We start from the raw sequence: 13,157 nt of genomic DNA, 5'->3' as shown, positions 1-13,157 counted from the left end.
GGTTTCAGCCGAACCGGACGAGCTGGGTCGGCTTGAGCGGCAGGCCCAGCCCCGGCGGCCGGTAGGTGGGCAGCGCCTCGCCGTACTCGTGCATCCAGGCGTGGTCCACCAGCAGCCGCATCCGCCGCTCCTCCCGTGCCCCGCCCGGTTCGGCCGGGGCGCGGGACCCGGCCAGCCGGGCCACCGCCTCGGCCAGCAGGCCGGGCTCCGGCGGCGACAGGTCGCAGTGCTCGTCCGGCCCGATGAGCAGGTCCACCTCCGGCGGCAGCGGATAGATCGGCCGCGGCAGCGCCAGCACCCGGGGCGGCGGCGCCATCGGCCAGCCGTCCGCCACCGCCTCCAGCAGCACCGAGCGCGCCGTCCTGCGCGCGAACAGCCCCTCCGCCAGCGCCCAGCTCAGCGCCCCCACGTCGGAACGGTCCTCGCCGCACGCGTGCAGGCACAGGTACGGCACCAGCGGGATCCCCGCCCCGCCCGTCTGCGCCCACCCGCCGCCGCACCCGGTGAGCACCAGCAGGGCCAGCATCGCCCGGTAGGCGGTGTCCGCGTGCGGCGTCTCCAGCCGCCCCGGCACGATCACGCACCGCCCGCCGGTCTTCTCCGCCGTCACCCCCAGCTCCCGCGCCGTCTTCAGCGCCCGCGACGCGGCCACCCCCGTGTACGCCTCCTGCCAGGCCGGCGTGTACGGCTCCGCCCGGTCCTCGTATCCGGCCGGCCACACCCCCGGCAGCCCGGGCCGCGCCACCCCGTAGACCGCGAGCAGCAGGTCGAACACCGTCGTCACCAGGTCGTCCCCGTCACGCAGCACCGGCACGCCGCGCCGCAGCACCCCGGGCCCGTCGTCGAAGCGGGGCAGCAGCACCTCGACGGCCTCACCGCCGTACACGCTGAGCCGCCCGCACGCCCCGCCGGTCAGCTCGCCCGGCACGTACGCGTCCTCCCGCCCGCGCAGCCGCACCAGGTACGGCAGATCCGTACGCTCCATGGCGTGCCCGTCGAACGGCGTGCGGTCCAGGAAGAACTCCTTGAGCAGCACGTGCCCCATCGCCATGGCCAGCGCCCCGTCCGTGCCCGGCCGGACCACGAGCGTCTCGTCCGACAGCCGCGTCGGATGCGTGCCGATCGCGACCACCTTCTGCCCCTTGTACCGCCCGGCGATCACCCACGGGGTTCCCGCCGTCCGGACGAGCCGGTTGTTCTCCCCCCAGAGCAGCACGTACGCCGCCCGCGCCCAGTCGTCGGCCCCCGGCCCCGTGTAGCACGGGCCCAGCACCTGCTCGGGCGCGCACGGATGCTCGGTCAGCACCGCGCCGCCGAGCCCGCCCACCACCCCTGCCAGCGGCGACGTCGCCAGCGCCGCCACCCGCTCGGGCCCGTGCCGGGTGGCGGTGCAGACGATCGCCGCCGCCGCCAGCTCCGCCGCCGTGCCGTCGTCCAGCGGCACCCGTCTCTCGCCCCTGGCCCGCTGGTATTGCTGTGAGTTCCCTGTGAGTTTCGCCCAGGCCGCGACCGGGTCGCGCAGCCCATCTCTCACCTCGAAGTAGAGCCTGACCAGTGCCTGGTTGACCTGCGATCCCCCCATGGAAAAAGTTCAACACAGACGGTGATGTCGTATCGGGATACGTGTCGGCATGTCGGGGATAAGAATCGGATAGCCCTGGTGGCGGCAGTGTCCGGGGTACGGCAGGCTAGATGCCGCCATGGATTACGCAGCTCTCACGGGGATCGTCCTCGTAGCCGGTGTCGTGCTCGCCCTCGTCGCCCAGTGGCGTGACTGGCGGCCTCCGCTGATCGTCGCCATCCTCGTGGGCGTCGCCGTACGCGTGCTCATCATGTACACCTCGGCGATCGACACCTGGCAGCCCGTCGACTTCGTGGAGAGCTTCAAGCCCGCGGGCGAGGCCGTGCTGCGCGGCGAGGACCCCGTGCTGGCCAGCGAGGGCGGCTGGCACTTCCTGCCGACCATCCCCTACGTCTACGGCATCCTGCTCTGGCTGGGCATCCCGTGGGAATACGCCGGGCGCCTGGTCACCGTGGTCGCCGACATCGTGCTCATCCCGCTGGTCGCCAAGCTCGCCGGCGGGCCCAAGGCGTCGCTGCGCGCCCTGCAGTACGCGTTCAACCCGATCGCCGTGCTCGTCGCCTCCGTGCACGGCCAGGTGGAGCCCGTGGCGCTCGTGTTCGGCGTGGCCGCGTTCGTCGTCGCCCGCGGTCCCGGCGACCCCGACCGGCCCGGCATGGTCACCGACGTGGTCGCCAAGGTCCGGGCCGGCGTGGCCGCGTACGGCGTGAAGCGCTCCGTCCCGCGCGTGATCGGCCGCGGCGGCATGCTGCACCGGGCCCTGCTGCCCGGCGACGACGACCGCGCCCAGCTGCGGCGCGGCGCGCTGGCCGGCGTGCTGATGGGCCTGGCGCTGTGCGCCAAGAGCTGGCCGATCTGGCTGATCCCCGGCATGCTGCTGCTCCTGCCCAGCCTGCGCGCCCGCGTGGCCGCGCTGTTCACCACCGGCCTGCTGCCGATCTTCTTCCTGGTGACGCTCCCGGTCTTCGCCGGCACCTCGCTCAACCAGATCCCCGCGGTCATCGACACCATCCGCGACATCCGGCCCATCGTCGGCGAATGGGGCTGGACCCCGTGGTTCACCGGCGGCAGCTGGGACCTGCGGCCCGAGCTGGCCTCGTTCGGCACCAACCTCATCTACGCCGCCGTCGTCCTCGTCATCGTCTACTGGCGGCGGGCCGACCCGATCGACATGACCACGGCGATCCTGCTCGTCTTCATGGTCCTGACGCCCCGGCTGGGCGCCCAGTACCTGCTGTGGTTCATGCCGTTCCTGGTCGCCAGGCCGGCCAAGTGGGCCTGGGCGGCCATCCTGGGCTGCTCGATCTGGGCCGGCTACGGCTACCTCGTCATGACGCAGTTCGACAGCGGCGGGTGGTGGCTGCAGCACACGTACTGGTCGCGGGCCTCCATCGTGCTGCTGCCGATCCTCGCGCTGGCCATGCCCTGGGGCCGCCGCGTCGCGACGGTCCCAGGACTGGCCGCCTCAGTGGGCCGGTCGGCCACCACCAAGATCAGCTCACCGGCATAGGCGCCCCCACAGCGTGACCCACTGGTCGGGGTGGACGTGGCCCACGACGGCGTCGCGGGCCACCCCGGCCGCCGCCAGCGCGGCGTCCACGCCGTCGTACCGGAGCCTCAGCGAGGCCCGCACCGAGCCGCCCACCCCGCCGAAGCCCAGCTCGACCAGCTCCCGGTAGGAGTGGCCGCCGGACACCAGCGGCCGCGGCCTGCGCTCCACGCGCAGGATCGCCGAGTCCACCGACGGCACCGGCCTGAAGCTCTCCCTGCCGATCGTGTCGCCGAGCCGCCAGGAGAACCACGGCCACGACTCCACCGTGACCAGGCTCCACCGGCCGTAGTCGCCGGAGCGCTTGCGGGCGTACTCCCGCTGCGTGAGCAGCGTCGCCGAGGTCAGGGCCGGCGCCCGCAGGCACCAGTCCACGATCCGCGACGTGATCGCGTAGGGGATGTTCCCCACCACCGCGAACGGCTCACGCGGCGCCCGCGCGGCCGTGAAGTCGCCCCGCACCACCTCGATCCGGGGATCGCTGCGGGTACGGGAGGCCAGCCGGCCGGCCAGCCGCGGATCGATCTCGTAACCGATCACCCGCGCGCCCGCCCCGGCCAGCGCCAGGGTGAGCACGCCAGGGCCGGAGCCGGGCTCCAGCACCAGCCCCCTGGGCGCGGCGGCCTTGATCATCAGCTCGACGGCGTGATCGTCGGCCAGGAAGTTCTGCGACAGCGTGCGCCGCGCCCGATCCGCGGGCGTACGGCCTCCGCCGCCGTTCCTGACCTGTTTCCGCTGGGTGTGTGAATAGTTTCCGTGCGCGTAGTTCTGCGCCACAGCACTGCCCTTCCGGGTCCTCGAGATTCGTCGGTCTCGGAGGGCCCTGGGCGCGCCTGCGGACGCTCAGCTCAGGTCGTCGCGTCCGCTAGCGGGCCAGAGCCCGGCTGTGGCGGATGCGGGTGAACACCGGGGAGCAGGATGTGCATGACATGCCGGTCACTGTAGGCAGGGCCTCTTCCGGCGGGCAACGCAATAAAGCACGTCCGGTTTCTGCAATCGCCCGGCGTGGGCCCTCGGATAGCTTCGCGGCGTACCCCACCTCAGAAAGAGATGCCGACATGGACGTACTCGACCGCGCCGAGCAGTACCTGCTCCTGCACGGAAGGCTCATCGACCGGCTGCGCTTCGAGGCGATGTTCCGCGGCGGGCCGCGCGAGCGCGTGCTCGACGCGCTGCGCGGCTACCAGAACGCCGACGGCGGGTTCGGCAACGCGCTGGAGCCCGACCTGCGCGGCGCGGGCAGTCAGCCGGAACCCGTCGAGGTGGCGTTCTGGATCCTGGACGAGATCGACGCGTTCGACTCGCCCATGGTCACCGCCGCCTGCGACTACCTCGTCTCCATCACCACCCCCGACGGCGGCGTGCCGTGGGTGCTGCCGTCCGTCATGGACACGCCACGCGCCCCCTGGTGGCAGACGGACGACGAGCCGCCCGGCGATCTCGTCCCCACCGCCGCGCTCGCCGCGCTCCTGCACGAGCACGGCGTCGACCATCCCTGGCTGGCCCCCGCCACCGAGTTCTGCTGGTCGCGGATCGCCGCGCTCAAGGAGCCCGGCGCCTACCAGGCCGGTGCCGTGGTGACGTTCCTTGACCGGGTGCCCGACCGGGAGCGGGCCGAGGCGGAGCTCGCGCGCGTGCGCGACGACCTCCTCGCCGCCGTCTCCCTCGACCTGGCCGCGTCCGGGCACGTGCACTTCCCGCTGGACTTCGCGCCCGCCCCGCTGCGGCTGCCGCTGTTTCCGCAGGACGTCCTGGACACCCACCTCGACGCCCTCCTCGCCGCGCAGACCGAGGAAGGGGGCTGGACGGCGAACTGGGCGATGTGGACGCCTCTCCTGGAGCACGAATGGGGCGGCCACATCACGATGGAGCGGCTCAAGACGCTGCGCGCGTACGGAAGACTCACCGCCTGACCCGGTTTCTGTCAGAGGGCTCACGTACGTTGGTGGCATGTACGCCGAACGGCACCCAGGCCCCGGCCTCGCCGACCGCATCGCCTGCGGCTGGCACCGGATCAGCGAGGCGTCGTTCACCCAGCTCGTGGTCCCCGACGCCTGCGTCGACCTCATCTGGGGCGCCTCCGGCCTCTTCGTGGCCGGTCCCGACACCGGCCCCATGCCCGCGTCGGTCGCGCCGGGCGAGACCCTCGTCGGCATCCGCTTCCGGCCCGGCGCGGTCGGCGGCTTCTTCGGCGTCCCCCTCCACGAGCTGCGCGACCAGCGCGTCGCGCTCACCGACCTGCCAGGGCACGAGGCCCTGCTCACCGACCTGACCGACCCGCCGCCCACCCCTCTGCCGCGATGGCGTCCGCAGAGCCCCGGCTTCGGCCTGCCGGACCGTCCGCCCGCGCCGCCTGTCCTGCGCCGGCCGGCCTCCGCCACCGACCCCCTGGCGGTGCGCGTCGCGGAGGCGGAGGCGCGGCTCGGCGTCATGCGGGCCGCCGTCGGCAGACGCCTGGCGGCGGCTCCCGCCGACCCCGCCGCGCACGCCATGGCCGCGGCCCTCGGCAGCGGGCGCTCGGTCTCCCAGGTGGCCTGGGACCTCGGCTACAGCGAACGCCAGCTGCAACGGCGCAGCGTGACCTCGTTCGGCTACGCGCCCAAGACCCTCCAGCGCGTCGTCCGCTTCCAGCGCGCGCTCCGACTGGCCCGTACGGGCGTCCCGCCGGCGGAGGTGGCGGTCAGAGCCGGCTTCGCCGACCAGGCCCACCTCGCCAACGACGTCAAGCGCCTGAGCGGCGTCCAGCTGAGCCGCCTCATCTGACGGATCGCGGCTCCCTCGGGCCTGAGCTCACCTCATGTCGCGCCGCTCCCGCAGGATCTCGACACCGTCCCCGTCCAATTCGTCGCAGTACGCCGAACGCCCGGTCGTGGCCATCACCAAGGCCAGGGTCCGGCCGGACACCAGCGGTCCGGATCCAGTGGTGAACGGGCCGTCGTCGGCGACGAGCCGCAGACCGGCGATCCGTCTCTTCGCCGCGACGACGAGGTCGGAGCCCTGGTAATACTCGGCCACCCGGGTGAGGGTCCCGATCGGGTAGGCGCGGCGCAGGCCCAGCGGCCGCCGGATGTCCTCGCCGTGCACGATCGTCTCGCCCAGCAGCGCCAGGACGGGAAGCGGCGGCTTGGTCGTGCTCGTGACGACGCGGCGGAACCTCGCGTGCGTCTCCGCCCCGGTCGCGCCCAGCTCCTCGGCCAGCCGCATCGCCACCTGCTTGTCGAAGTCGAACCGGCACCGGATCACGCCGGCCAGCCAGCGCACGCCGTTCAGGCTCGCCGACGAGGTGAGATGCGCCAGCACCTCCCGCACGCTCAACCCGGCGCACAGCGACGGCGTCGCCCACTCCGCCTCGGTCAGATCCGCCAGATCGGCCGCCAGGGCCGCCCGCTCGGCATGCACCAGCGGCCAGACGCCTCCGGGGCCGGTCGTCATATCGGACGGCTTCTCGTCGTGGGTCACAGGGCTCCTCGGGCAGGCTCGGCGGAACGGTCGAAGATTACAGACCTCGGCCACGGCAGGAAATCATCGCTCAGCTGCCTGCCCCTGCGCTGGGGAGTTTGCCCGACACCAGGCCCTGCACCCATTTCGCGTTCGGGTCGCTGTCGATCAGCAGGGCCCGCGTCAGCAGACTCAGCGGAATGGCGAGAATCGCGCCGAGCGGCCCCAGGGCGAAAGTCCAGACGATCAGCGAGATGAACGTCATCGTCGTGGACAGCCCGACGGCGTCCCCCAGGAATTTCGGCAGGATGAACGACTGCGTGACGACGTTGATGACGATGTAGGCCACGATGACGAGCGCCATCGTCCGCACCCCGCCGTCCAGCAGGGCGAGCATCGTCGGCGGCAGGAGCGCGATGACGAATCCGATGTTGGGGATGTAATTGGCGATGAGCGCCAGCACGCCCCACAACAACGGCAGCGGCACGTCCAGCAGGGAAAGCGCGACCATGTCGAGAATCGCATTGATCAATCCGAAAACAGTGGAGACGATCAGATAACGCCTCGTCTTGTGGGCGAACGTGGCCAATGCCGTCACCAGCCGCGGCCGTTCGCCTTCGCCGGTGGCGAGAATGCGCGCGGTCACCGGCGCGTCGAGCGACATCGCCAGCAACAGCACCACGATGAGGAAGAGCGCGGACAACACGCCGATAAGACTGCCGAGCAGATACTGCGCCAGCCCCAGGACCCGCCCGGGATCGAACGCCTCCAGGGCCTTGCTGAGCATGTCGTTGCTGAGCCCGTGGGTGACGGCCCAGTGCTGGGCGTCCGCGAGGAGGCGTGCGAACTGGTCGGTGTAGGACGGGAGCAGCGCGGCGAGCTCGGTGGCCGAGATGGTGAGGATCGCGACCATGGCCAGCAGCACGAGCACCACGATGAGGAACGGCACCGCCACCTGCACCCAGGCGGGGGCGTTCCAGCCGCTGAGCCGGGCCCGCACCGGTGAGACGGCGATGACCAGCACGAGGGCCAGCACGACGGGGCCGGCGATGGAGGCCACCTCACGGACCCCGAAGAGCACGACCACCGCGGCGGCGGCGCCCACCAGGATGGTGAGCGCCCTGGGCACGGATCGATCTGGCACGCCCGGTTCCTACCCGTGGCGGGTGCGCGAACCATCGATTTGACGGTTCCCGGAGGCGTACATAGAGTTCACCAGTCCCACGGGGACGGCGTGATCGCCGGACTCACTCGGGGCCACCTCCAGACACCACCACTTCGGTGCGGCGTGCGCGTCCACTCGAAACGGCTGGTAAGTTTGAGGGGTTGTCTCCGAAAGGGGGCAGAGCTTAATTCCCGCAGGTCGAGCGAGTCCGGTCAATTTGACAGGGGCTTGAACGGCTGAAAGAATTAAGACACAACGGAAGAACGAACGGAGTGAACGCCTCCGAGCGGGGATCACGGAAGTGGTTTCGGTGCGGATGTACGCGTCCGTTTCTTGAGAACTCAACAGTGTGTTAAAAGCCAGTGCATGATTTTCATGCAACACCTCGTCAAGTCATTTGTACTTGATGGATTTTTGTTGGGATTGTTTCCAGACATTGTTTGGAGAGTTTGATCCTGGCTCAGGACGAACGCTGGCGGCGTGCTTAACACATGCAAGTCGAGCGGAAAGGCCCTTCGGGGTACTCGAGCGGCGAACGGGTGAGTAACACGTGAGCAACCTGCCCCTGACTCTGGGATAAGCCCGGGAAACTGGGTCTAATACCGGATATGACCGCCCCTGGCATCGGGTGGTGGTGGAAAGTTTTTCGGTTGGGGATGGGCTCGCGGCCTATCAGCTTGTTGGTGGGGTAGTGGCCTACCAAGGCGACGACGGGTAGCCGGCCTGAGAGGGCGACCGGCCACACTGGGACTGAGACACGGCCCAGACTCCTACGGGAGGCAGCAGTGGGGAATATTGCGCAATGGGCGGAAGCCTGACGCAGCGACGCCGCGTGGGGGATGACGGCCTTCGGGTTGTAAACCTCTTTCAGCAGGGACGAAGTTGACGTGTACCTGCAGAAGAAGCGCCGGCTAACTACGTGCCAGCAGCCGCGGTAATACGTAGGGCGCAAGCGTTGTCCGGAATTATTGGGCGTAAAGAGCTCGTAGGTGGCTGGTCGCGTCTGCCGTGAAAGCCCGCAGCTTAACTGCGGGTCTGCGGTGGATACGGGCCGGCTAGAGGTAGGTAGGGGCAAGTGGAATTCCTGGTGTAGCGGTGAAATGCGCAGATATCAGGAGGAACACCGGTGGCGAAGGCGGCTTGCTGGGCCTTACCTGACGCTGAGGAGCGAAAGCGTGGGGAGCGAACAGGATTAGATACCCTGGTAGTCCACGCTGTAAACGTTGGGCGCTAGGTGTGGGACCCTTCCACGGGTTCCGTGCCGGAGCTAACGCATTAAGCGCCCCGCCTGGGGAGTACGGCCGCAAGGCTAAAACTCAAAGGAATTGACGGGGGCCCGCACAAGCGGCGGAGCATGTTGCTTAATTCGACGCAACGCGAAGAACCTTACCAAGGTTTGACATCACCCGGACAGGTCTAGAGATAGATCCTTCTTCGGACTGGGTGACAGGTGGTGCATGGCTGTCGTCAGCTCGTGTCGTGAGATGTTGGGTTAAGTCCCGCAACGAGCGCAACCCTTGCTCCATGTTGCCAGCAACACCGTTTTGGTGGTTGGGGACTCATGGGGGACTGCCGGGGTCAACTCGGAGGAAGGTGGGGATGACGTCAAGTCATCATGCCCCTTATGTCTTGGGCTGCAAACATGCTACAATGGCCGGTACAGAGGGTTGCGATGCCGTGAGGCGGAGCGAATCCCTAAAAGCCGGTCTCAGTTCGGATTGGGGTCTGCAACTCGACCCCATGAAGTCGGAGTCGCTAGTAATCGCAGATCAGCAACGCTGCGGTGAATACGTTCCCGGGCCTTGTACACACCGCCCGTCACGTCACGAAAGTCGGCAACACCCGAAGCCCGTGGCCCAACCAGCTTGCTGGGGGGAGCGGTCGAAGGTGGGGCTGGCGATTGGGACGAAGTCGTAACAAGGTAGCCGTACCGGAAGGTGCGGCTGGATCACCTCCTTTCTAAGGAGCACTCTCACCCGTCACCACCGACCGTGTGGTGGGGTGACAGCTCACTAGTGGAGCACTGGCTAGTCAGCCGGACCGGGTTGCCGGGCCGCAAGTACCGTCCGCACTCTCCTTCGGGGGATGCGGGAGTGGGAACGGGGTCGCAGGTGGTCGGGTCTGGGTCTGTAACACACTGTTGGGTCCTGAGGAAACGGGCATGCGCTCGTTGTCTCGGTACAGGGCCGGTGAACATCTCGCGGTTTGCGGGGTGGGAGCCGGTTGCTGTTTGTTGTTTGAGATTTGCATAGTGGACGCGAGCATCTTTGTGGCCAAGTTTTTTAGGGCACACGGTGGATGCCTTGGCATCAGGAGCCGATGAAGGACGTGGGAGGCTGCGTTAAGCCTCGGGGAGTCGCCAACCAGACGTTGATCCGGGGATGTCCGAATGGGGAAACCTAGCACCAGTCATGTGGTGTTGCCTCCGCCTGAATGTATAGGGCGGTTGGTGGTAACGCGGGGAAGTGAAACATCTCAGTACCCGTAGGAAGAGAAAACAAGAGTGATTCCGTGAGTAGTGGTGAGCGAAAGCGGATGAGGCTAAACCGGGCGTGTGTGATAGCCGGCGGGCGTTGCATGTCCGGGGTCGTGGGACCTTCTTACAGTCTCTGCCGGGACTGTGAACAGTGATAAATCGGTGGGGTAGTCGAAGCCTCTGGGAAGGGGCGCCGTAGACCGTGAGAGCCGGGTAGGCGAAACCTTGTCGACTGTTTGAGGGGATCCCAAGTAGCACGGGGCCCGAGAAATCCTGTGTGAATCTGCCAGGACCACCTGGTAAGCCTAAATACTCCCTGATGACCGATAGTGCACGAGTACCGTGAGGGAAAGGTGAAAAGTGCCCCGGTGAGGGGTCGTGAAATAGTACCTGAAACCGTGTGCCTACAAGCCGTAGGAGCTTACATCAGCTTGCTGGTGTGTGATGTGACTGCGTGCCTTTTGAAGAATGAGCCTGCGAGTTATGGTGTGTGGCGAGGTTAACCCGTGTGGGGGAGCCGTAGCGAAAGCGAGTCTGAAGAGGGCGTTTGAGTCGCATGCTGTAGACCCGAAGCGGAGTGATCTACGCATGGGCAGGTTGAAGCTCAGGTAAGACTGGGTGGAGGACCGAACCCACCAGGGTTGAAAACCTGGGGGATGATCTGTGTGTAGGGGTGAAAGGCCAATCAAACTCCGTGATAGCTGGTTCTCCCCGAAATGCATTTAGGTGCAGCGTTGCGTGTTTCTTGCCGGAGGTAGAGCACTGGATGGCTAATGGGCCCGACAAGGTTACTGACGTCAGCCAAACTCCGAATGCCGGTAAGTGAGAGCGTGGCAGTGAGACTGCGGGCGATAAGGTTCGTAGTCGAGAGGGAAACAGCCCAGATCACCGACTAAGGCCCCTAAGCGTGTGCTAAGTGGGAAAGGATGTGGAGTCGCAGAGACAACCAGGAGGTTGGCTTAGAAGCAGCCACCCTTGAAAGAGTGCGTAATAGCTCACTGGTCAAGTGATTCCGCGCCGACAATGTAGCGGGGCTCAAGTACACCGCCGAAGTCGTGGCATTGATTCTCCTTTCGAGGGGGGTTGATGGGTAGGGGAGCGTCGTGTATGCGGTGAAGCGGCAGAGTGATCTAGCCGTGGAGCGTACACGAGTGAGAATGCAGGCATGAGTAGCGAATCGAGGGTGAGAAACCCTCGCGCCGGATGACCAAGGGTTCCTGGGCCAGGCTAATCCGCCCAGGGTAAGTCGGGACCTAAGGCGAGGCCGACAGGCGTAGTCGATGGACAACGGGTTGATATTCCCGTACCCGCTTCAATGCGCCCATACTGAACCTCGTGATGCTAAGAGTCCTTAGCTCGGGTTGTCCTTCGGGACGGCCGTCAGAGTGAACGCTCGATCCGATCGGGTAGTAGGTAAGCGATGGGGTGACGCAGGAAGGTAGTCCAGCCCAGGCGATGGTTGTCCTGGGGTAAGCATGTAGGGAGTGAGGTAGGTAAATCCGCCTCACACGTATCCTGAGATGTGATGCCGAGCCGATTGTGGTGAAGTGGATGATCCTATGCTGCCGAGAAAAGCCTCTAGTGAGTGTTGTGGCGGCCCGTACCCTAAACCGACTCAGGTGGTCAGGTAGAGAATACTAAGGCGATCGGGTGAACTGTGGTTAAGGAACTCGGCAAATTGCCCCCGTAACTTCGGGAGAAGGGGGGCCTCTGCTGGTGATGGGTTTTGCATCCTGAGCTGGTGGGGGCCGCAGTGGCCAGGGGGAAGCGACTGTTTACTAAAAACACAGGTCCGTGCGAAGTCGTAAGACGATGTATACGGACTGACGCCTGCCCGGTGCCGGAACGTTAAGGGGACCGCTTAGTTCAGCTTCGGCTGGGCGAAGGTGAGAACTTAAGCGCCGGTAAACGGCGGTGGTAACTATAACCATCCTAAGGTAGCGAAATTCCTTGTCGGGTAAGTTCCGACCTGCACGAATGGCGTAACGACTTCCCCGCTGTCTCAACCGCAGACCCGGCGAAATTGCACTACGAGTAAAGATGCTCGTTACGCGCAGCAGGACGGAAAGACCCCGGGACCTTCACTACAGCTTGACATTGGCGTTTGGAGCGTCTTGTGTAGGATAGGTGGGAGACTGGGAAGCTCGGACGCTAGTTCGGGTGGAGTCATTGGTGAAATACCACTCTGGTCGTTTTGAACGTCTAACTCTGGTCCGTGATCCGGATCGGGGACAGTGTCTGGTGGGTAGTTTAACTGGGGCGGTTGCCTCCTAAAGGGTAACGGAGGCGCCCAAAGGTTCCCTCAGCCTGGTTGGCAATCAGGTGTTGAGTGTAAGTGCACAAGGGAGCTTGACTGTGAGACTGACGGGTCGAGCAGGAGCGAAAGCTGGGACTAGTGATCCGGCATCGGCGTGTGGAAGCGGTGTCGCTCAACGGCTAAAAGGTACCCCGGGGATAACAGGCTGATCTTCCCCAAGAGTCCATATCGACGGGATGGTTTGGCACCTCGATGTCGGCTCGTCGCATCCTGGGGCTGGAGTAGGTCCCAAGGGTTGGGCTGTTCGCCCATTAAAGCGGTACGCGAGCTGGGTTTAGAACGTCGCGAGACAGTTCGGTCCCTATCCGCTGCGCGCGCAGGAGACTTGAAAGGGGCTGTCCCTAGTACGAGAGGACCGGGACGGACGAACCTCTGGTGTGCCAGTTGTACCGCCAGGTGCACGGCTGGTTGGCTACGTTCGGAAGGGATAACCGCTGAAAGCATCTAAGCGGGAAGCTCGCCTTGAGATGAGGTCTCCCACCTGTAACAGGGGTAAGGCTCCCGGTAGACGACCGGGTTGATAGGCCGGAGGTGGAAGCACGGTAACGTGTGGAGCTGACCGGTACTAATAGGCCGAGGACTTGACCACAAAGCAACTCTTCTTTGCTCTGTGGGGTGTGTGCTGCGTTC

Annotated in this window: 7 protein-coding genes and 2 rRNA genes; 5 read left to right on the top strand and 4 right to left on the bottom strand. The window is 66.3% G+C overall.

Annotated elements, in window-relative coordinates; translation table 11 throughout:
* Positions 1-4: 4 nt before the first annotated feature.
* Positions 5-1,582 (bottom strand): molybdopterin-dependent oxidoreductase, encoded by a 1,578-nt coding sequence (locus OIE67_RS36625; RefSeq protein ID WP_106252081.1) that lies wholly within the window; start codon positions 1,580-1,582, stop codon positions 5-7.
* A 118-nt stretch (positions 1,583-1,700) separates the two neighbouring features.
* Here OIE67_RS36625 and OIE67_RS36620 point away from each other — a divergent pair, with 118 nt between their 5' ends.
* The gene (locus tag OIE67_RS36620; RefSeq protein WP_326629126.1) at positions 1,701-3,092 is read left to right on the top strand and encodes a hypothetical protein; all 1,392 of its coding nucleotides are present in this window, start codon (positions 1,701-1,703) and stop codon (positions 3,090-3,092) included.
* Here the strand turns inward: OIE67_RS36620 and erm are convergent.
* A complete protein-coding gene (gene erm / locus OIE67_RS36615; RefSeq protein WP_326629124.1) occupies positions 3,081-3,908 on the bottom strand; it encodes an ErmE/ErmH/ErmO/ErmR family 23S rRNA (adenine(2058)-N(6))-methyltransferase in 828 nt (275 codons plus the stop codon). The genes OIE67_RS36620 and erm overlap by 12 nt on opposite strands.
* Before the next feature lie 281 nt (positions 3,909-4,189).
* Between erm and OIE67_RS36610 the strand changes: the two genes are divergently transcribed.
* Entirely contained in the window at positions 4,190-5,044 is an 855-nt protein-coding gene (locus OIE67_RS36610; protein ID WP_326629121.1) for a hypothetical protein, read from the top strand.
* Between the two features lie 37 nt (positions 5,045-5,081).
* On the top strand, positions 5,082-5,894 hold the full coding sequence (locus tag OIE67_RS36605; protein WP_326629119.1) for a helix-turn-helix transcriptional regulator: 813 nt from the start codon (positions 5,082-5,084) through the stop codon (positions 5,892-5,894).
* A 27-nt stretch (positions 5,895-5,921) separates the two neighbouring features.
* Here the strand turns inward: OIE67_RS36605 and OIE67_RS36600 are convergent, their stop codons facing one another.
* A complete protein-coding gene (locus OIE67_RS36600) occupies positions 5,922-6,563 on the bottom strand; it encodes a maleylpyruvate isomerase family mycothiol-dependent enzyme (RefSeq protein ID WP_326645571.1) in 642 nt (213 codons plus the stop codon).
* A 97-nt stretch (positions 6,564-6,660) separates the two neighbouring features.
* Positions 6,661-7,713 carry an AI-2E family transporter gene (locus tag OIE67_RS36595; RefSeq protein WP_326629117.1) on the bottom strand — a complete coding sequence of 351 codons (1,053 nt, stop codon included), beginning with the start codon at positions 7,711-7,713 and terminating at the stop codon, positions 6,661-6,663.
* 458 nt (positions 7,714-8,171) lie between these two features.
* Here OIE67_RS36595 and OIE67_RS36590 point away from each other — a divergent pair.
* Positions 8,172-9,693 (top strand): 16S ribosomal RNA (locus tag OIE67_RS36590).
* A gap of 312 nt (positions 9,694-10,005) precedes the next feature.
* Positions 10,006-13,116 (top strand): 23S ribosomal RNA (locus tag OIE67_RS36585).
* Together the 16S and 23S rRNA genes form the textbook arrangement of a ribosomal RNA operon.
* Positions 13,117-13,157: the final 41 nt, after the last annotated feature.

It is taken from the genome of Nonomuraea fuscirosea (assembly GCF_035917475.1).
GTDB lineage: Bacteria > Actinomycetota > Actinomycetes > Streptosporangiales > Streptosporangiaceae > Nonomuraea > Nonomuraea fuscirosea.
The sequence above is the reverse complement of the archived record's forward strand: the minus strand, read 5'-3'. Positions and strand labels throughout refer to the sequence as shown.